Origin of the sequence: Spirosoma spitsbergense DSM 19989 (assembly GCF_000374085.1) — a bacterium.
Taxonomy (GTDB): domain Bacteria; phylum Bacteroidota; class Bacteroidia; order Cytophagales; family Spirosomataceae; genus Spirosoma; species Spirosoma spitsbergense.
Genome location: NZ_KB893570.1, coordinates 111195 through 132649, shown reverse-complemented (window position 1 = coordinate 132649; position 21455 = coordinate 111195). Strand labels below are relative to the sequence as shown.

13 protein-coding genes are annotated in these 21455 nt (G+C 49.9%); 4 read left to right on the top strand and 9 right to left on the bottom strand.

Annotation, left to right across the window (positions count from 1 at the left end; genetic code table 11):
* Nucleotides 1–968 precede the first annotated feature (968 nt).
* Nucleotides 969–1556 (bottom strand): RNA polymerase sigma factor, encoded by a 588-nt coding sequence (locus tag B157_RS0123855; RefSeq protein ID WP_026308931.1) that lies wholly within the window; start codon nucleotides 1554–1556, stop codon nucleotides 969–971.
* Nucleotides 1557–1715: 159 nt separating this feature from the next.
* Here B157_RS0123855 and B157_RS0123850 point away from each other — a divergent pair, with 159 nt between their 5' ends.
* From B157_RS0123850 to B157_RS0123840, 3 genes are all read left to right on the top strand, one after another.
* Nucleotides 1716–2573, top strand: coding sequence for a sugar phosphate isomerase/epimerase family protein (locus tag B157_RS0123850; protein ID WP_020605826.1), 858 nt, complete (start codon nucleotides 1716–1718; stop codon nucleotides 2571–2573).
* Between the two features lie 79 nt (nucleotides 2574–2652).
* The gene (locus B157_RS0123845; RefSeq protein WP_020605825.1) at nucleotides 2653–5826 is read left to right on the top strand and encodes a PVC-type heme-binding CxxCH protein; all 3174 of its coding nucleotides are present in this window, start codon (nucleotides 2653–2655) and stop codon (nucleotides 5824–5826) included.
* 11 nt (nucleotides 5827–5837) lie between these two features.
* Nucleotides 5838–9299 carry a carboxypeptidase-like regulatory domain-containing protein gene (locus B157_RS0123840; protein ID WP_020605824.1) on the top strand — a complete coding sequence of 1154 codons (3462 nt, stop codon included), beginning with the start codon at nucleotides 5838–5840 and terminating at the stop codon, nucleotides 9297–9299.
* 62 nt (nucleotides 9300–9361) lie between these two features.
* Here B157_RS0123840 and B157_RS0123835 read toward each other — a convergent pair whose 3' ends face one another.
* A complete protein-coding gene (locus tag B157_RS0123835; RefSeq protein WP_020605823.1) occupies nucleotides 9362–9943 on the bottom strand; it encodes a peptidylprolyl isomerase in 582 nt (193 codons plus the stop codon).
* A gap of 147 nt (nucleotides 9944–10090) precedes the next feature.
* Between B157_RS0123835 and B157_RS0123830 the strand changes: the two genes are divergently transcribed.
* A complete protein-coding gene (locus B157_RS0123830) occupies nucleotides 10091–16219 on the top strand; it encodes an alpha-2-macroglobulin family protein (RefSeq protein WP_020605822.1) in 6129 nt (2042 codons plus the stop codon).
* A gap of 11 nt (nucleotides 16220–16230) precedes the next feature.
* On the opposite strand, the gene B157_RS0123825 is transcribed toward B157_RS0123830, so the two are convergent.
* From B157_RS0123825 to trpC, 7 genes are all read right to left on the bottom strand, one after another.
* Nucleotides 16231–16605, bottom strand: coding sequence for a RidA family protein (locus B157_RS0123825; protein WP_020605821.1), 375 nt, complete (start codon nucleotides 16603–16605; stop codon nucleotides 16231–16233).
* Between the two features lie 131 nt (nucleotides 16606–16736).
* Nucleotides 16737–17072, bottom strand: a complete 336-nt coding sequence (locus B157_RS0123820) for a phage holin family protein (RefSeq protein WP_020605820.1) — start codon at nucleotides 17070–17072, stop codon at nucleotides 16737–16739.
* A gap of 87 nt (nucleotides 17073–17159) precedes the next feature.
* The gene (hisIE, locus tag B157_RS0123815; RefSeq protein ID WP_020605819.1) at nucleotides 17160–17768 is read right to left on the bottom strand and encodes a bifunctional phosphoribosyl-AMP cyclohydrolase/phosphoribosyl-ATP diphosphatase HisIE; all 609 of its coding nucleotides are present in this window, start codon (nucleotides 17766–17768) and stop codon (nucleotides 17160–17162) included.
* A gap of 17 nt (nucleotides 17769–17785) precedes the next feature.
* Nucleotides 17786–18580, bottom strand: a complete 795-nt coding sequence (gene trpA, locus B157_RS0123810; protein ID WP_020605818.1) for a tryptophan synthase subunit alpha — start codon at nucleotides 18578–18580, stop codon at nucleotides 17786–17788.
* 111 nt (nucleotides 18581–18691) lie between these two features.
* Nucleotides 18692–19891 (bottom strand): tryptophan synthase subunit beta, encoded by a 1200-nt coding sequence (trpB, locus tag B157_RS0123805; RefSeq protein WP_020605817.1) that lies wholly within the window; start codon nucleotides 19889–19891, stop codon nucleotides 18692–18694.
* Nucleotides 19892–19967: 76 nt separating this feature from the next.
* The gene (locus B157_RS0123800) at nucleotides 19968–20606 is read right to left on the bottom strand and encodes a phosphoribosylanthranilate isomerase (protein WP_020605816.1); all 639 of its coding nucleotides are present in this window, start codon (nucleotides 20604–20606) and stop codon (nucleotides 19968–19970) included.
* A complete protein-coding gene (gene trpC, locus B157_RS0123795) occupies nucleotides 20603–21427 on the bottom strand; it encodes an indole-3-glycerol phosphate synthase TrpC (RefSeq protein ID WP_020605815.1) in 825 nt (274 codons plus the stop codon). Before trpC ends, B157_RS0123800 begins: the two co-directional genes overlap by 4 nt.
* Nucleotides 21428–21455 lie beyond the last annotated feature (28 nt).

The following is a 21455-nucleotide window of genomic DNA, read 5'->3' as shown; positions in this document are numbered from 1 at the left end:
ATTGAAAAATTAGCCCGGCTGGTAACTGATTGGGCCTGATAAGCCCCATTGGTAATAGACGTATTTTTTACTACACCAGCATTGGCTAATGATGCCATCTGAACAGAAACCATCGGATTAAAGGCGCCGGGCATAATACTCGCTGAGGCCCAAAGGTCCCGGCTCTTTTGTTTGAACGTCTGAATATCCGGTTGTACCGTTACCTCTGATGGCCGGAACCATACAATTCTATAGATATGACCGAACTCATGCAGACGAATTGGCTTGCCCCTAAGCGTTTTTAGCTGTTCGGAGTCCTCTACACTGAGTGAAGACTGGTCTTCCCGAACAAACGAAGCGGCTGTTTTAGGACTACCCCCTGGAGTGTTTATCTGGTTACTCACCGTTTTGGTGGGCGGCTCAGCACCAACTGGCAGTAAATCCAACGACTCACCCGAGACCGGCATTTTGTAGGCTGGTGCCATGGCAAGTTGTGACAACGAGCCGTCGGGCTGGCTTTCCAGAGGAGGTATAGATAAATCATACGACGGCCTGGAGCTTTTTTTAGCTACTGATGTAGTGGGATTAATCGCCAGCTCTATGGGCCGAGTAGGGTGTTTTTGCAACTCGTATGCTGGTGAATTTCCCGGTACAGTAGCTTTCGGGGCCACAGGCTTCATAGCCGTTTGGCGTTGGTCCGATATCCTGTACTGGTCAACGCCAGTTGGTGTATGCATAACCCACCACCCTACCAGTAGCAATGCTACAGCAGCAGCCATTCCCGTACCCCACAGCAACGGTTGGGAGGAGACTAGTCCTGTTCCCCAAAGGGGGACTATTTTAGTGCTGTTTGACTCATCGAGTTGCCGTTCTATAGCATCCCAAACACGGGACGGAGGGGCTTCGGCCGCTTCGTCGAATGTTGTGCGCCACATATTGGCAGGNATTTTCTTTTCTAATTCATCCATTTTATGGTCAATGATAGGGGGTCAGACAAGTGGTTTACGACCTTCGGCGGGGTATTCATCAGTAAACCGGTTATCAGCTTGTATTTTTTGTTGTAATAAATCTCGGGCGCGGGCATATTGCGATTTAGACGTTCCTTCGGCGATGTCGAGCATCTTCGCAATTTCGGGATGGTTATACCCTTCAATTGCATACAGATTGAATACCATTCGGCAACCGGGGGGTAATTCCTGAACGAGTTTTAGCAAGTATTGATAATTCAGGGCTGGCAAACTTTCATCGGCCTGCGGTAGCACCGACGCTATTTCCTGTACATCCATACTATCATTACTCATTGTTTCCCAGGGCTTCTGTTTCCTCAAAAACTTCAAAGCGGTATTGATAACAATTCGTTTTAGCCAGGCTTCCAGTGGGCACTCAAACCGAAACGTGTCGATGTGTCGAAAAATCTTAATGAAGGCATCCTGCAAGGCATCTTCAGCTTCATCGGCATCCTTCACGTACCGTTTACAAACGACAAAGAGCTTCCCGGCATACCGCTCATAGAGCAATCGCTGCACAACTCGGTCCTGCCGTCGGCATCCTTCTACTAATGCGTATTCATCCTGCATAGCATCCTTAACAAGTGTAAGACTCCTGACGGAATCAAACAGTTGGAAGCAGTCTTAAATTTTTTTGTCTCCTTCGTTTAAGTCTATATCGTCTACGATAGGTACTGTTAAATAGTGTATCGATGCTTATCTTTGATAATCCCTTACCAATTCAACTGTATGAATCGTCGTCATTTACTGCGGTATTCGCTGAGTGTCGGACTATCTTCCTTCCTGCAACCCGCCTTTTCCCGCGTTTATGCGTCTGATGTTCGATTTCGCATTGGTGCCTGCGACTGGTCTATCGGTCTGGCCGGGGATAGTGACGCGTTCAAGGTAGCAAAACAAATTGGGCTGGATGGCGTACAGGTTAGTTTGAATACAAAAGCAGATTATGAACACCTGCGCCAGCCAGCTATGCAGCATGCCTGCAAAGAAGCTGCCCAACAGGCTGGAGTTGCCATCGGTGGTTTAGCCATTGGCCTCTTAAATGAAATTCCGTACAAATCTGATGCCCAGACCGAAGCCTGGGTACAGGATAGTGTCGATGTCGCGAAAGCGTTGGGAGTAAAAAATGTGTTGCTGGCATTTTTTAACAATAATGACCTGCGGAATGACAAAGAAGGTACAAGGATAGTCATTGAACGATTGAAAGCCGTGGCACCCAAAGCCGAAAAAGCGGGTGTCGTGCTGGGAATCGAATCCTGGCTGTCGGCACCCGAACACATGGCTATTCTGGATGCCGTTGGTTCACCCGCCGTTAAGGTGTACTACGACGTTTGCAATTCGTCGGTCATGGGATACGATATTTTTCAGGAAATCAGAGACCTTGGTAAAGAACGAATCTGCGAATTCCACCTGAAAGAGAACGGCCATTTGCTTGGCGAAGGACCGGTTGATTTGGCAAAGGTACGGCAGGCCATCGAGGCTATTGGGTATGAGGGATGGCTTCAGATCGAAGGAGCTATTCCGGCAGGCAGACCAATGCTGGAAAGTTATCGGTATAATAATAAGACTGTTCGGTCGCTGTTTAGTTAAAGAGTGGAGTGACTCGTAAATTAGTCAGGATGCAATATGAATGATACCAAAATGCGCTGACTGGCCTGTAAAATAACTAATGAAAACAATCTTCTCTTTCAACCTCATCCCGCTGGCCACTATCGGGCTTTTATATCTGGCCGGGCAAACGTTCCAGTCTGGGCCCAAAATGGCGTCGTATAGGTATGAGGCTCCCCATAAAATAGTGGCTGCTGATTCTGGTCAGCTTTACCTTCCCAATGATCTGGAAGCAACCCTTTGGGCCGAAGCTCCTCTGTTTTATAATCCGACAAACATGGATATCGATGCCAAAGGGCGGGTGTGGCTTACGGAAGCGGTCAATTATCGGAAATTCAATAACAAGCCTGAAGCCCGGCTCGACCACCCGGAGGGGGAGCGTATCATGATTCTGGAAGATACCGATGGAGATGGCAAAGCTGATAACAGCAAAGTATTCGTACAAGACCCCGACCTGGTATCTCCGCTTGGCATTGCCGTAATTGGAAACAAGGTTATTGTATCCTGTGCCCCTAATCTGGTCGTGTACACCGACGAAAATGGTGACGACAAACCTGACCGGAAAGAAATTATGCTGACTGGATTTGGGGGCCTGGACCATGACCATTCATTGCACGCACTGGTCGCTGGCCCGGATGGAAAGTATTATTTCAATACGGGCAATGCTGGTCCGCACATCGTAACCGATATTGATGGCTGGACCCTAAGGTCAGGAAGTTTATATGTGGGAGGAACACCGTACAATAAGCTGAACCACGGTAATCAGGTAAGTGACGACGGCCGGGTCTGGACAGGTGGTATGGCCTTGCGCATAAACCCGGATGGCTCTCACCTGAAAGTGATGGCGCATAATTTTCGTAACAATTATGAAACGGCACTGGATTCCTACGGCAATATGTGGCAGAATGATAATGACGATCAGGTGGTGGCCTGCCGTACAAGCTGGTTGATGGAAGGTGCCAACGCGGGGTATTTTAGCAGTGATGGTACGCGTTACTGGCAGGGAGACCAACGCCCCGGCCAACCAATTCCAGTGGCACACTGGCACCAGGAGGACCCCGGTGTGATGCCGGCCGGTGACATCACGGGGGCAGGGTCGCCAACGGGTATGGTTATGTACGAAGGAGATGAACTTGGCCCGCAGTATCGGGGAATGCTACTCAGTGCTGATGCCGGTCGGAACGTCATTTTCAGTTACAAACCTGAACCCACCGGCGCGGGCTACCGACTTCCGCGAACGGATTTGATCAGCACATTTCCAGAAGTGGATGCCAATTACAAATGGGATGCTACTACCAGTGACACGCGTAAATGGTTCCGGCCCAGCGATGTAGCGGTAGGGACGGATGGAGCCATCTACATTGCCGACTGGTACGATCCCGTTGTTGGAGGGCATCAGATGAAAGATCAAAAAGGGTATGGCCGTATTTACCGGATTACGCCCAAAGGTAAAAAGCTCAAGGCGCCTAAGATTGATTTACGAACAACACAGGGGCAAATTGCTGCCCTCTGTAGTCCGGCAGTCAATGTTCGGGTATTGGGATTTGAGGCACTGGCCAAGCAGGGTGAGAAGGTAATTGAGCCCGTAATGGGGCTATTGGCCTCGCCAAATCCTTATTTCCGGGCACGCGCTATTTTTCTGTTGGCCCAACTCGGGGCCGAAGGTCAGTTTGAGGTTGAACGACTTTTGAAAGCCGTTGATGCGCCGGTTCGGCTGGTAGCGCTAAGGGCGTTGCGTAGTATAACGCCCGCCAATTCCAAAGCAATTCCAGCCCTTACGGCCTCTCAGAAAGCCCTGCTGCCTTTACTGGGCAACCTCTCGGTCGACCGAAACGCGGCTGTTCGGCGGGAAGTGGCTGTGGCCGTGCGGGACATCCCTTTTGCTGAGTGCCGATTTATCCTGAACAATCTGGTGAAAGGGTATGATGGGAAGGACCCCTGGTATTTGAATGCATTGGGTGAGGCCGCTGACGGAAAAGAAGAAGCGTTGTTTTTTGATTTGCGTCAGACAATGCCCGAAGATCCTGCCGACTGGGACCAGCGAACGGCCGACCTTGTTTGGGAATTACATCCGCCGTCCGCCGTTCCGATGTTGAAAAAACGAGCTGATAATCCTTCCCTAACCGCAGCTGCCCGGCAACAGGCCATCGTCACGATTGGGTTTGTCAAGAGCGAACCAGCCGCGAAGGCAATGTTGGAACTATCGAAATCGACAGATAAAGACGTGGCGGATCAGGCCCAATACTGGTTAGGATTCAGGCGGGGTAACGACTGGGCCAAATTCCTGAACTGGGATGACGTGATGCCCGTCAATACGTCGGTGGAGGAACAGAAAATGCTGACCAACCGGCAGGTTCTCCTGGATGAAAATACATCGGCCGCTGATAAGCGAAAAATGGCGGTAACCATGTCCAAAGATGCTGAAGGAGCAAAACTGTTGATTGGTCTGGCCGCTGATGGAAAGCTATCGGATGATTTAATCAAGGCGGCTGGACCTGGTATTCGAACCAATAAAGACCAGTCGGTTAAAACAATGGGCAAAGAGTATTTTCCCTGGAAACCCCCAACTCAGGCGATGGTCGAAAAGTCTCAGCCAGTGGCTGAAAAGCCATCGATAGCTAGTATTTCAAGCTCTCCGGCTCAACCAGTGGCCGATGCAGCGGGTATAAAGACAATAATGGAAAAAGAGCCGGTCAAAACTGTTCCTGTATCTACGGTTCCGGTGCAGGCGGTATCGGTAGAGACGAAAGAGGAAAATGTTCCCGTGCCTGAAAAAGCCGAAAAAATGAGCAACGACGATCCGGCTGTCGTACAGATTGCTATGCTGTCGGGTAACAGCCAGAAAGGCCAAACGGTTTTTAAAACGTATTGTATTACCTGCCATCGGCACGGTCAGCAGGGGGCTGACGTTGGTCCGGAATTGACGCAGATTTACCAGAAATTCGATAAAAATTCGCTGCTGGATAATATCATCTATCCCAACGCAGGGATTGCCTTCGGTTATGAACCCTGGCTTATTACCACCAAGAAGGGACAGACCTACTATGGTTTTCTGGTAAGCGACGGGGCTGATGCCCTCGTAGTTAAAGGGATAAAAGGCCAGAAGCACACGATACTAGCCAGTGATGTTTTCTCCCGTCGCCAGTATAAAACCAGCCTGATGCCCGATCCCACGGCGTTAGGTATGTCGAACCAGCAACTGGCCGATTTAACCGCGTTTTTGCTAAAGCAGTAACAGTAGCCAATATGCGTTGTTATGCCTTTCTGATTTGTACCACCTGGCTGCTCACCAGTTGTGGGCTGGCATCCTTCGCCCAGACCACAATTACGCTATCAGGGTACGTCAACGATGCCGTTACCGGCCAGCCCATGCCATTTGCCAATGTTTATTTGAACAACAGCACACACGGCACCGTCAGCGATACCAAAGGCCACTTCGTGCTGATTAATGTACCATTGGGTACCGTGGAGGTAGTGGCTTCGTTTGTGGGTTATCAAACAGCCCGGCAAACGTTGCGTCTGATCAGTACTGAGGTTCAACCGATAACCTTTCGGCTGAAACCCGGCGATCAAACGTTGGCTGGGGTAACCGTAACGGCTAAGCGGAACGAGAAGGTGTGGCAGCGGCAGCTTCAACAGTTTAAGAGTCAACTATTCGGCGAACCCTTCGGCAGCCAATGTGTATTGCTCAATCCTGATGTTCTTCATTTCGGGGAGGATAACGGGCATCTGAAAGCTGTGGTTACGGAGCCGCTCCAAATAGAGAACCAGGCATTAGGCTACCGACTCTGGTTCGACCTGGTGTATTTCGATGGCGAAGCGAAGCAGGTGTACTACGGTGGCTCGGCTCGGTTTGAAGAAATTGATCCAAAAAACAAGCGGCAGGAAAAACGGTTTCAGCGGAACCGGATGCGGGCCTACTTAGGCTCAACCCGGCATCTGATGGCCAGCTTAATCGCCGGTAATTACGAACAGCAGAACTTTCTGGTATATGAGGAACAGGATTCTACCCTGTCAACCTACGATTCAAGTGGTTCGGTTACGCTAAAACAGGCCATTGGTCAGAAGCTACAGCCTATTCACCAGTCGGACCTGATTCAGCCGGGCCAACTGCCGTTTGAACGAACGCTTGTTCTCGCCAAGCCCCTCATTGTTTTTTACACCAAAGCTCAATCGCCATACTCGCCGTATAGGGATGCCCGCTATGCATATACCAGAATAAAGATACCCACTGGTTCGATGCAGATACTCACCAATGGCTGGATTACCGTGCCGAATGGTGTACAGATGCAAGGCTCTTTAGCTCAGGATCGGCTGTCAACCCTACTCCCCGCCGACTGGCAACCTGCGCAACTAGATGGGTCGATTGCCCCGAGTGAAACTGTATTGGCGCAGGCATTACCCACTGACAAAACCGCTTATTATGCGGAGAAAGTCTATTTGCACACCGACCGGATGCAGTACGTAGCGGGCGATACCCTCTGGTATAATGCGTATTTGGTTGATGCTGCCGAGCATAAGCCCGACGCTCTAAGCCAGACGCTGTACGTGAATCTGGTTGATTCGACCGGAAGGCTTCGGGTTAGCCAAATGCTCCACATTGATAGTACGGGGCAGGCTCCGGGCAATATCACCCTGCCCGCTTCGCTACCTGGCGGCACCTATCAACTCCTGGCCTACACCAACTGGATGCGGAACACGGGCGATGAATTCCTATTCCAAAAACGTATACGGATTGAGTCAGGAACTGACTTTCCGGTAGCCAATACATTGACCCCGGCAGTCGGACTAACGTTACGCCTGTTTCCCGAAGGTGGCAACTTAGTGGAAGGACTGCCTGCACGGGTAGCGTTTCAGGCACTCGATGGCCAGGGCCAGAGCGTAGCCATAATGGGTGTGCTAACAAATCAAAAAGGGGACACGCTAAGCGATTTTCAAAGCCTGCATCAGGGAATGGGCACGTTTACACTTACGCCCCTACCCGGCCAGCATTACCGCGTGTTGGCCTCCTCTGCCGATGGTCAGCTAACCGCGGTTGACGTGCCATCGGCACAACCCACCGGCTATGAATTGGCAGTCGATAACCTGACCAATCCCCAGGCTCTACGCGTATTGATTCGGAGTAATCAGCCCGAGATGGGGCAGTTAACCTTGTTTGCGCATGTGCGGGGGCATGTTTGCTATCAGGTGCAGTTGGGTGCCAGCAAAACCGAAATGCTGGTGGCCATTCCTTATGATTCGATTCGGCAGGATGGGGTTTTGCATCTTACGCTGTTTGATGCCGATAATCACCCTGTGGCGGAGCGACTGGCATTTATCAATCAGCACCGGGAATTACACATTCAAATTCAGTCCGATAAAGACACGTATCGGCCCCGGCAACCCGTTACGCTCAACTTTTTGGTCAGTAATCCATCGGGAAAACCCGTTTCTACTAAACTCTCATTAGCCGTTACTGACACTAAACAGGCATTAGAGCTGGAGACTGGAGCCGCTACCCTACGGAGTTACCTGTTGCTGACCTCCGATTTACGGGGTCATATCGAAGCCCCGGAATATTATTTTGATTCGATGCAAACCCACGCCCGACAGTATCTGGATTATGTGATGATGACCCACGGCTGGCGACGCTTTAGTTGGCAGGCCATCTTGAGCGATAGCGCCACTCGCCCGATTTATAGCCCGGAAACAGGCTTATCTATAGGCGGTCAGGTACGCTATGGGGATGACCACAAACTGGCTCGTGAAGATTCGTTGACAGGTATGTTAAAAACGGGCCAGCGTTTAATACCGATGGACATCACAACGGATAAGGATGGTCGGTTTTCGATGGTGAACCTGTTGTTTTCCGATACGGCAACGATCATTATCCGTCACGGTACGAATCGGCCCATCCGGCTATCATTGAATGAACAGACGGCACCCGATTTTGTGTCCTTGCCTTCCTTAGCGGTTAGTGGCAAAGCCGACCAGCAGGCCCTTATTAATCAGGCATTGGAAATGCAGGCGTTAACCAGACAACTGCGCGAAAATGGCGGCCGGTTGCTACAGACCGTGAATGTGAAAGCCCGGAAATTAGATGCCAGCCGGACCGATTCCCGGCGTATAATGTACGGGACTGCGGATGCAACCGTAGTAGCTACCGATCAGATGCGGTCAATGCCTAATGTGTTGCGTATGATACAGGGCCAAGTAGCGGGCGTTGACGTTTTTATGAATAGAGATGGCTCCGGTTCGATAAGTATTCGTAACGAACCGGCCGCAGTTATGATAGATGGGATTATAATAGATAATAACGTTCTGGCAACCATTAATCCCAACGATGTTGAAGCGATTGATGTGTTAAAGAATCCGGCTACCTACGCCATCTTTGGCGTACGGGCTAGCGCTGGCGTCGTTAATATTCTTACCCGGCGGGGTGGGGAAGGAGATGCAAAAATCAATCAGGTTATCAGTAAAGTCGTCGGTTACGCGGTTAGCCGGGAGTTTTACTCACCCCAGTATGCCAACTCGACCATCAGTACGACTCCGGTTGATTTTCGGGCTACTTTGTATTGGAATCCAGCCCTACAAACCGATGCCAACGGTAAGGCAACCGTAACGTTTTACAACACAGATAACGCAACAACGATTCAGGTGGTGGCTGAGGGAATAAGTTTCGATGGGCTGCCGGGCTCTGAAAAAGTAATGTATTCGGTGAAAAAGTGACAGCTCTCCCAGCTTTCAGATAGAGGCTATTTGAATATAGAGAAATAGCATAAACGGTAAGGTTATTTTACTATATAACCCAGCTTTTTCAGTTCTCCAGCCGTTAGGTTGAGTACGTTAATATCCAGCCTAATGGGTGTCAATGGTGTATTGGTCGAGTCGGTTTTAAGGGCTACAATGGTATCTATCAATTCCATTCCTCTGAAAACCTGTCCGAAAACGGTGTAGTTATTGTCGAGACGGGGAAGCCCGTTTTTATTCTGCACGATATAAAACTGACAACCCGCAGAAAGCTTGTCTGGATTATTATCACGACCGGCACCTACGGCGCCGTATGTATGCCGTATAGCGGGATTGAATTCAGGTTTTAGTAGATAGGGCGAATTGGAGAAACCCGCCGGTGTATCGGGGCAACCGCCCTGCGCCACAAAATTGTTGATGACCCGATTGAAGGTAAGCGTATCCCAGTACCCTTCGTTAGCGAGTTTGATGAAACTGGCTTTATGAACAGGGGTTTCATCATATAACCAAAAAAGTATCTCTCCGGAATCCACCTTGATTTGACCAATCGGGTACGTTTTTTTTACCTCGGGCTGTATGAAAAACGGAAGAAGATAAGCGAATAACACGAGCAGTGCAGGCATAGCAGAAAGGCGTATGAGCTAAATAAGGCTAAATATACTTACCGGAGTTAATTAAACCCTTTCACTCGTACCAGGGTCTTAGTAAAGAATGTTGTGGAAAAACTGCTTTTACTTATCTATTCCAACAACCTGCTACCGCCATAATCTATGCATGCTTACCTGACTCTTTTCTTCGTTCTGTTGTCACTGGCCTCATCTGCTCAGAATAAACCCATGCCCGATTACGCCCGCGACTGGAAACGAGCTGATTCCCTGGCAGCTAAGGGCTTACCAAAATCTGCCCTGGAAATAGCTAACCGAATTTATAAGGAAGCCAAAGCACAGGAAAACTATCCGCAGGTGGCTAAAGCGGTCATGTCGCGGATGATTTTCCGGAGTTACTCGGATGAAAAAGCGTATAAAGAATTGGTCCGCTCTATACGAACAGATGTTGTCGACACGCCCGAACCGGCCAAGTCCGTTCTGCAATCGGTACTGGCGGATGTGTATTGGCAGTATTTCCAGCAAAACCGCTACAAATTTTATGATCGTGCCACGATTGGCCGGGCCACGGTTGGTAAGACTACGCCCAATGCTCCGTCAAATCAATTGCCAAACCCGAATGATTCGACGGGTGATTTTACAACCTGGGATGCGCACCAATTGGTCGATGCTGTGACATCTGCCTATCTGGCATCTGTTCAGCAAAAGACCCTATTACAAAAAACGCCCATTTCGGCCTATGATGCCCTGTTGGATAAAGGCGACCCGGATGTGCGACCACTTCGACCTACGCTGTATGACCTGCTCGCTCACCGGGCAATCGACTTCTTTCAGAATACCGAGCCTGACTTACTGAAGCCTGTTTTTCGGTTTGAACTGGACCGGCCGGATTACTTTTCCAATCCCGAAACATTTGCCAAACTCACGATTCAAAGCCTGGATTCACTCTCGGGTCGTTATCAGGCGTTGCTATTGTACCAGCAAGTAGTGGCCTTTCATTTGAATGACGCATCGCCCGACGCACTGGCGGACACGGATGTGCAGCGACTGGAATTTGTTCATCGGCATAGTACGCTGCCAAAGCGCGATTCGCTGTACCAAAAAACGCTGAACGATCAGATTACCCAGTACAAAAACCGGCCAACCGAAGCGGTTTATACTTTTCAGCTAGCACAGTTTCTGGCGAATACGGGTAGTCCGGTTCGTCCATTGGATGATAACGATGACCCCAAAGACCCAAAAACTGATCCATCGCGCTGGAACCGGAAACAGTCCGCCGACCTGTGCCGCGATATTATTAAACGGTTCCCCAAAACGCTATCAGCCAAACAGGCTGCGCAACTGCTGAGTCGTCTGACTGCCCCTACCTTCACTGTGCAGGTAGAGCAGGTGAATGTACCGGATAAGCCATTTCGGGCGCTGGTCAGCTATCAGAACGTTAGCAAATTACTTTACCGGATTTTCCGGGCGACGGTCGCTGAGGTGCAAACGTTCCAAAACAATAATGGCAATGAGGAGCAGCGAAAGAAATTGTATGCAGTATGGCTCAAACGACCTTTTGTGGTCGAAACCTCCGTTTCCTTACCCGACAACGGAGACCTCAACCAGCATTCGGTAGAGATACCGGTTAAGGGGTTACCCATCGGGCAGTATATCCTGTTAGCCACATCAGACGATACGTTTTCCGATAAGACAGAGCCAGTTCAGTTCGCATCCTTTACCGTGTCGGGGCTTAGTTATCTGTTGACGTCAGCAACCAATGGAGCAACCCAACCGATTGTCGTAACGAATCGATTGACGGGTGAACCCATCAGGAATGCAGTGGTCGCGGTAATAAGGGTTAATTCATTGACACCCGTAAAAACGTATACGACGGATGCCAACGGCTGGGTTAAGATTCCCACGAGTGATATGCCGACCCAATCGAGTTTTCAGTATCTGATTACCGTTGGCAACGATATGCTCCTGTCCGAGCAGCAGTACAATTACCCGGACTATACAATACATAATGAAGAGCAGTCGCAAACGCACGTTAATCTCTTTACGGATAGGGCCATCTATCGTCCCGGTCAGTTGATTTACGTGAAGGGTTTACTATACGCTGGCAAAACGAACCAGTATGCGGTGAGCCCGAATCAGGATGTTACCCTTGATTTTCTCGACCAGAACGGGAAAAGTATTGCCAAGCAAACGCTGAAAACCAATGAATTCGGTACGTTCGATGCCAGTTTTACCGCACCCGTCGGGCGAATAACCGGTCAGATGACCCTGCAAACGCCTTTCGGCAGCACTGCAATTCAGATAGAAGAGTACAAACGCCCCACGTTCGAAGTAAAAGTCAACCCAATTACGCAGTCGTTTAAACTGGGTCAGGCAGTTACTGTATCGGCTAATGTTAAAACTTTTTCGGGCGCGGTTGTCGATGGGGCCGACGTCCGCTACCGGGTCATGCGACAACTCCGACCCCGCTGGGATTGGTGGTCTGGTGGATACGGTGGTTTTAGAGGGCCACGAAATTCAAACCAGACCGAGATTACAAATGGCGTGGCGCAAACGGATGCGCAGGGAGACATCAGTGTCACGTTTACGGCTGAACCCGACCCTGGGCAGGCCCGCGCTACCAATCCGGTTTTCGATTTTGTTGTTACTATCGATGCTACCGACCGGGCGGGCGAAACCCGTTCGGCAACAAAAACGCTCGGTATAGGCTACTCCGCTTTGCAAATCAGTCTGACTGTTCCGCCACAGGTGGAGACGAGTGAACCAACTACGGTTCCGGTAAAGATTGCTAATCAGGCTGGGGAGCGGGTAGTAGCAAAAGGTCAGTTGACGGTTTATCGCTTACAACCACCAACGCGCCCACTGCGCGAACGTCTGTGGCCGCGACCCGACCGGTATATTTTGAGCAAAGCTGATTTTGAAAAGCTATTTCCAAATGACGTATACGCGGACGAAAATGACCTGCGTTCATGGCCGAAAGGAGAAGTGGTACAACAGCAAACAATCAATTCTCCCGCCGACTCACTCATTAAACTTACCCCCGACCGGTACACTCCCGGCGAATATGTAGCTGAACTCACCGTGACTGACTCGACGGGTTACAACGTTACGGAGCAAGCGTTTTTTGCCGCCGTAAACGATAAACAGCCCACGGCTTCCGTCCGCCCTGATAATTGGGTACAGGTTCGCAAAGCCACCGCCGAACCGGGTGAAGAAGCTGTTTTCTGGGTGGGTAATGGTCAGGCAGGCTATGTACTAATGACTGTTCAGGAAGCCCACAAAATAGTGCGGCAGGAGTGGCTAAAAACGGACGGAACGCCCCGGCGCATAGCACTACCCGTTACTGAAAGCCAGCGGGGTGGATTCGCCGTGCATTTCGCGATGATACAGAACGGACGACTTTACCAGAAGTCGCAGACGATAACGGTGCCGTTCACTAACAAGCAATTGACCATTGAAACCGAAACGTTCCGTACCAAACTTAAGCCTGGCGATCAGGAGGAATGGACATTACGGATAAAAGGACTGGAAAAGACACCCGCCGAACTGGTAGCCACCCTCTATGATGCCTCGCTGGATACATTTGTACCACTCAACTGGCCAACAGCTATTTACAATTCCTACACGCCTGCCTTTTATAACTGGCGTTCCAGTGGTTTTGAAGTGCAATCCACTTACAGCCTGTTCTACCACTACAGACCTGAACCCGCGGTACCCATCAGGAAATATGACCAATTGGCAATCGGGCGGAGCAGGCAGATTGCGTATGGCGGTTCTGGAATCAGGTTTAAAGGGGAAGTTGCCGCTATGAGTGCCGCTCGGGCAGCTCCAATGCAGGCGGCAGATGGTTTTGCATCTCCACCCGCTGTCGAAAAACTGTACGAAGCAGTTGCCGCCGAGCCATCAACATTAGGTAATGCTACCTCAAATGGTATACCCACCGTTAACCCCCGCCGAAACTTCAACGAAACGGCTTTTTTCCTACCAAACCTGAAAACCGACGAGCAGGGGAGGATAGTGCTGAAATTTACAATGCCGGAAGCCCTTACGCGCTGGCGGCTCCTAGCCTTCGCCCACACCAAAGACCTGAAAACGGGTACGCTGGAACGGGAAATCATTACCCAAAAAGAACTGATGATTACGGCCAATGCACCCCGCTTTCTGCGCGAAGGCGATTCCATCCGTGTTCAAGCCCGCGTCAATAACCTGAGTGATAAAACGCTCGACGTAACGGCAGCCCTCAGTCTGGTGAACGCCCTGACAGGAGAGTCTGTCAATCAGAGAGTAGTAAAAGGCAATCTGCAAACGACTGTTACGGTAGCGGCCGGTCAGGGGCATGCAGTTGGCTGGACGTTGGTGATTCCATCGGGGCTGGATGCTGTAACCTGCCGTTTTACAGTGCAATCCGGTTCGTTTACGGATGGCGAAGAGTTCACCGTACCCATCCTGCCGAACCGGATGCTGGTAACGGATACCAAACCATTCTGGGTAAATGGTCCGGCCACGAAGTCGTTTACGCTGAAAGAACTGACCGGACTGAACCCGGAACTGCCCACCCGGCACGAACGGCTAACGGTAGAGGTAACGGGCAACCCCGCCTGGTACGCCTTACAGTCATTGCCGTACCTGATGGAATACCGGTACGAATGCGCCGAGCAGTTGTTCAGTCGGCTGTATGCTAATAGTTTGGCCGCTCATATCGTAAACAGTAAACCCGAATTCCGGCAGGTGATTGATACCTGGCAGAAAAACCCGCCAACATCTCCGCTCGAAAGCAACGAAGAACTGAAGGCCGTTACCCTCGAAAACTCACCCTGGCTGGCCAGTGCCCGCTCCGAAACCGAGCGTCAGGCCAAGCTAGGCCAACTGTTGGATGCCAACCGGATGGCCAGTGAACAGCGGTTGGCATTTGAAAAACTGCAACAGTTACAAACGCCCGAAGGAGGCTTCCGCTGGTTCGGTGGGATGCAGCCGGATTTATCCATGACATTGCATATTCTGAGTGGCTTTGGCCATTTAACCAGGTTGGGCCGGTCCGCCGGTGCGGTTCAGTTCCCGGATGATCTACAGCCAAAACTAGCTGAAATGCAAACCAGTGCCATCCAATACGTCGATACTGAAATGAAGCGTTGGATGGACGAACAGCAAAAAAATAGTACCCAAAAGAAGGGCAAAGTTATCGGTTCGTGGTACTTCTCGGCGACGCAGTATCTCTACGCCCGTAGTTTCTATCAGGATAAACCAGTCGAAAAAACACTTCTGTCGTTCGTGAAAAGCCAGGTAGCTGCCGACTGGACAAAACAATCATTGCAGGGGCAGGCCTTAGCGGCCATGGGGCTCAATCGTTTCGGTGATACAAAAACCGCCACGGGCATTATCAATTCTATGCGGGAACGGTCGAAGAAATCAGACGAGTTAGGCATGTATTGGCCAGACAACGTGAGCGGTTTGCAGTGGTATCAAGCGCCCATCGAAACCCAGGCCTATCTAATTGAAGCTTTTGGCGAAATAAATCCGGTTTCGGCAGAAGTCGATGACATGAAACGCTGGCTGCTGCGTCAGAAACAGACTCAGTCGTGGTCATCCACCAAAGCCACTACAGAAGCTGTTTATGCCCTTTTGCTGCGGGGTAGCAGTTGGCTCAGCACAGGCACAACTACGCAGGTGAGTCTGGGCGGGGAGCCCATTGAGAGCCGGGTTACGAAAGCCGATGCCATTACGGGGTACCAGAAAGTGACTTACGTGGCTTCTGAAATAAGGCCAGAGATGGGCAACATCAGCATCACAAAAAAGGATGATGGACCGGCATGGGGCGCGTTATACTGGCAGCATTTCGAACCGCTGGATAAGGTAATGCCCGGTAGCGCAGGCTTGTCGGTGCAAAAAATGCTGTACGTGCAACACGATTCGCCCAGTGGCCCTGTCAATACGCCAATTACGGAGAAAACGCCCCTGAAACCCGGTGACCTCATCAAAGTCCGCCTGATTCTTAAAACGGACCGGTTAATGGAATACGTCCACCTGAAAGACAGCCGTGCGTCGGGCTTCGAGCCGATAGCGGCTTTGTCGGGCTACAAATACCAGAATGGTTTAGGGTACTACGAATCCCCCCGCGATGCCAGCACCGATTTCTTCATGAACTACCTGCCTGTGGGTACGCACGTTTTTGAATACGACCTGCGCGTTGCCCAAACTGGCGATTTTTCAGCGGGCGTGGCCACTGTGCAGTGTTTCTACGCACCGGAATTTTCGGCGCATTCCGCGGGTGAGCGGGTGAGTGTTGGACAAAAGTAACTGTGGCAGAACTAGAGCGCAGCTATTGCCTCTAGTTCAATACCAAAACCATAATGTAGTGGGGAGCAAGGAACGACCGAGCGGGCCGGGCGATGGTCGCCAAAAAACTGAGCATACAACTGATTCACCCCGCCCCATGCCTCAATGTCCGCAATGAAAATAGTTGTTTTCAGTACGTTTTCACGGGTGCATCCGGCTGCCCGTAGAATGGCATCGAGGTTAGCCAAAACCTGCTCAGTTTGCCCGGATATGGTGGCTTGAGAGAGTTTCTCTCCGGTTGGAGTGATAGGCAAAATTCCTGATAGGAACACTAGCCCATTGTGGACGACAGCCTGAGAATAGTGGCCTCCCGGCGCAGGGGCATCTGGGGTTTGGATGAATGTCATTCTTATTTTGAGGTTTTGTCCCGATACCTCCAATGTCTTTAAAAAAGATGAAAATTGGGGTATTAACGAATAATAAAAAATGCCCTGACTACTTTTTAGTCAGGGCATTTTTCTGAAGAATTATCGTCTGCTTACACAATCGCGTCAATCAGGGCAGTCACGATTGACACTACAATACTGAATAACAGGGCAGCAATGAAGCCGTTGACGTGGAAATTGGGTATTAAGTAGGCAGTCAGATAAACCATTAGCACATTAATAATCAGCAGAAAAAGGCCAAGGGTTATAATGGTGATAGGAATAGTCAAGATAGTTAGTACAGGTTTAATGAAAGCATTCAGAAAGCCCAGTACGATGGCTACAATCAGGTAGGTTCCTGCTCCGCCGGTTGCGGAAACGCCTGGAATAAAGTAGCAGGCAACCCACACTGCTACGGCACTAATAAGAATGCGAATAATAAGGCCCATTGAATTAGTCAGAGTTTGGTGAGAAACGACTCGCAGGTACCACCGAGGCACTTGCCGCTATCGAAAAGACAAACTCTAAACAGGAAGCTATTGTTTGATATGACGGCTTTTCAGAACGGATACAATGTCGTCTAAATCCATATTCTTCTGCTCTAACAACACCAGAAAATGAAAGAGTAAATCGGCCGCTTCCCCTTTGAATAAGTCGTCGTTGTTGTCCTTTGCTTCAATTACCAGCTCAACGGCTTCCTCGCCTACCTTCTGCGCAATCTTATTGACTCCCCGGTTAAATAGGGTAGTCGTGTAAGACTTGTCGGACGGATTCACTTTCCGGTCGTGGATGATGGCTTGCAAGTAATTCAGGAATTGTCCCTTTCCCTGATTAACCTCTTCAAAACATGTATCGGCTCCGGTGTGGCAAACCGGCCCGGTAGGGGTAGCCTTAATCAGCAGCGTATCGCCGTCGCAATCTGCCAGCATTTCCCGCACGTGCAAAAAATTGCCGGATGTTTCCCCCTTTGTCCAGAGCCGTTTTTTGCTCCGGCTGAAGAATGTTACGATGTTTTCAGCAAGGGTTTTTTCGTATGCCTGACTGTTCATGTAGCCCAACATTAGCACTTTACCCGTTTCCGCATCCTGAATAACGGCTGGCAACAGACCGTCAGGTGATTTATTGAAGTTAATATCGGAATTCATGACGCAAAGGTAAGCCGCTAGGCCCGAATCGTCTGCACAAATGCCCGAATGGTATCAGGTGATATCCCTTTTTCATCCAGGTGCCGAATAAAAGCACTGCCCACAATAGCTCCATTGGCATATTGGCTGGCCATGTCGAAGGTTTCGTGGTTATTGATACCAAATCCAATCAGTCTCGGATTTCGCAGGTTCATAGCCTGAATACGCTTGAAGTAGGTCTCCATGGTATCGCTAACGCCCTTTACGGAACCTGTAATACTGGCCGATGAGACCATATAAATAAACCCTTCCGACTCTTCGTCAATGAGCCGAATTCGTGCTTCTGATGTTTGGGGTGTAATAAGATGTACATTCAGAATACCATACCTGCGGAATGTTTCGGCATAGTCAAACAGGAATAAATCCAGTGGTAAATCGGGTAGGATAACGCCATCAACGCCGACTTCCTGGCACTTCCGGCAAAAGTTTTCTACTCCGAATTGTAGTACTGGATTGATATAGCCCATCAGCAAAATCGGGACAGTGATGCCTTCCTGACGACAATCGGCTAGCTGAGTAAACAGCTTCTTCAACGACATACCATTTTCCAGTGCTTTTCCGTTGCTTTGCTGAATAGTTTCGCCGTCAGCAACGGGGTCAGAGTAGGGCATCCCTATTTCAACCAGGTCTACACCGGCTGCCTGTAAACCACGAAGAATGGGTACGGTATCGACAAGATTTGGAAAACCAGCGGTGAAATAAACGTTCAGCAGTCGTTCACTTTTTTGTGAAAACAGGTCTGAAATACGGTTCTGGGTAGTTAATAGGGTCATTGGTTGTTATTGATTGTCATTAACGGTCATTCTTAGTCATTCGATTGTCAGGTATTAGTAAACGATTGATGACAACTAATGACCGGGAATGACAATTAGTGGCTGTACAATCTATAGATACTTTGAATAAGTACTCAAATCTTTATCGCCCCGGCCTGACAAACAAACTACGATAACATCCTCCGATTTGAGGTTCATTTTAGCGAGTGCCGCCAGTGCGTGTCCAGTTTCCAGGGCGGGGATGATGCCTTCAAGTTGGCTGAGTTCAAAACAAGCCTGTAAAGCCTCATCGTCGGTAATGGCGTAAAAATCGCCCCGGCCTGACTCAAACAGGTGTGCGTGCAGCGGGCCAATGCCGGGATAATCCAGACCAGCCGAAATAGAATAAGGCTCTGTTACCTGACCATCTTCAGTTTGCATCAGAATGGTGCGGCTACCGTGTAAAACACCTGGTTTACCAAGGGCAGTGGTAGCGGCCGAGTGTCCTGACGAAACGCCCTGTCCAGCGGCTTCTGCGGCTACCAGGCGTACGGAGGGTTCATTTAGGTAATGGAAAAACGCCCCCGCAGCATTGCTGCCTCCACCTACACAAGCCACCACATAGTCGGGTGTTTCGCGCCCGGTTTTAGTGAAAAGTTGCTTTCTGATTTCTTCCGAAATGACCGACTGAAACCGGGCGACCATGTCCGGGTATGGGTGTGGCCCTACCACAGAACCAATAATATAGTGAGTGTCAACAGGATTATTAATCCAGTGACGCATGGCCTCGTTTGTGGCATCTTTAAGGGTTTGGCTACCCGATGTGGCCGGCACGACTGTTGCGCCAAGCATCCGCATCCGGTCAACATTGGGCTTTTGCCGTTCCATGTCGATGCTGCCCATATAAACGATGCATTCCATACCCATCAATGCGCAAACTGTTGCCGTTGCTACACCATGCTGACCCGCTCCCGTTTCGGCAACGATACGTTTCTTGCCCAGCCGTTGCGCGACCAGAATCTGACCAATCGTGTTATTTATTTTATGCGCTCCGGTATGACACAGGTCTTCGCGTTTGAGGTATATGGTTGCACCAATTTGCGCCGATAATCTTTTTGCCAGAAATAAAGGCGTCGGCCGACCAACGTAGTCTTCCAGCAATTGCCAGAACTCAGTCTGAAAACCGGGATCAGCAATAATGGAGAGGTAATTCTGACGTAGTTCTTCTACGTTCGGGTAAAGCATTTCGGGAATAAAAGCCCCGCCGAAATGGCCATAAAATCCTTGATCCGTTACCTCAAAAGAGGTTTGTGGTTCTATTGTGGTTTGCATACGAATGAGTACTAATCTAAGCGTAATCCTGACAAAAGGAGGGAACTCAAGGTCCCGTCACGTAAAAACCCCGTTACTATGCTTCTTCCTCAACAGGCCGGAGCCGGTCAATCAATTCCTTCACTTTGGCTACATCTTTTACTCCGGGCTCCGTTTCGACCTGGCTGTTTATGTCCACCCCATAGGGCTTAATATTCTTAAGGGCAACCAACTCGTCGAGGTTGTCCAGGCCAATACCACCGCTGATGAAAAAGGGTTTTTCGTTATCGTATCGGCTCATGATTTGCCAGTCGAACGTAATACCGTTTCCACCAGGCTGCTCCCCTTTGGCATCGAACAGAAAAAAGTCGCACTGAGCCTTATAGTTATTCAGCATCGAGAAGTTGAACGACTCATTCACCCGAAATGCTTTGATGATGTTAATACCCCGGTTCCTCAGGCTACGGCAGTAATCGGGTGTTTCGCTACCGTGAAGCTGCACGTACTGAAAATCGTATTTTTTTACACTTCTCAGAATATAATCCGGGCTGGCATTTACAAATACCCCTACCTTTCGAATCGACTTGGGGAGTGACCTTACAACCGCTTCGTCCAAATCGTCACCAACAAAACGGGAAGACTGATCGTAGAAGATAAAGCCAATAAAATCAGGATGTAGAGCGGCTATGTCTTTTATGTTTTCGGCGTCGCGTAGACCGCACACTTTTATTTTCATGAGTTGAACGAGTTGATGAAGGTGGGCATTCGTGATTGAAAATCTGTTACTAATGCTTGCAGCGCTGCGGCTGGGTCAGTAGTTTTCATAAACGCTTCGCCGATGAGAAAACCGTCGAAACCGGCCTTGAAAAGGGTTATCATGGTTGCCGCATCGGTCAAACCACTTTCGGTGATTTTTGCAAACGTGTCTGGAATTTGCTCAATCAGCCGAAGCGATGTCTCGATATCGGTTTTGAATGTCTTCAGGTTGCGATTATTGACACCCACCAGGTCGACGTTGTGCGTGAGACAACGATTCAGTTCATCCTCATCGTGTACTTCAAGGAGTACCTGTAAACTCAGGTCGTGGGCCTGCATACTAAGTTCATTGACCTCTTCCGGCGTTAGGCAAGCGGCAATCAGCAAAACAACGTCGGCACCCCAGGCTTTAGCTTCCAGAAGCTGGTAGCGGTCAATAACAAAGTCTTTGCGCAAAATCGGCGTTTCAGGATTCGCCAGCCGCGCAGCCTGCAAATCGGCCGGTATTCCGCCAAAAAAGGGCTCATCGGTTAATATGGACAGGACGGCTGCTCCCGCCCGAACATAACCCTGCGTGGTTTCTGTTACATCGGCCTTGGCATTGATGATGCCTTTAGAGGGGGATTTGCGTTTAAACTCCGCAATGATACCCGTCGAGCGAAATTCCTGAACGGCATCCCGTGTCGACAGGCATATCCGTTTGAAGTCGGGCATTTGTTCCAGTGCTGATACTGGCGTAGTTTCTTTTCGCTGGGCTACTTCGATTCGCTTTTGCGCAATAATCTCGTCAAGAATTGTCATTCGTTGTCAGAGTAGTCAGTAGTGGTCA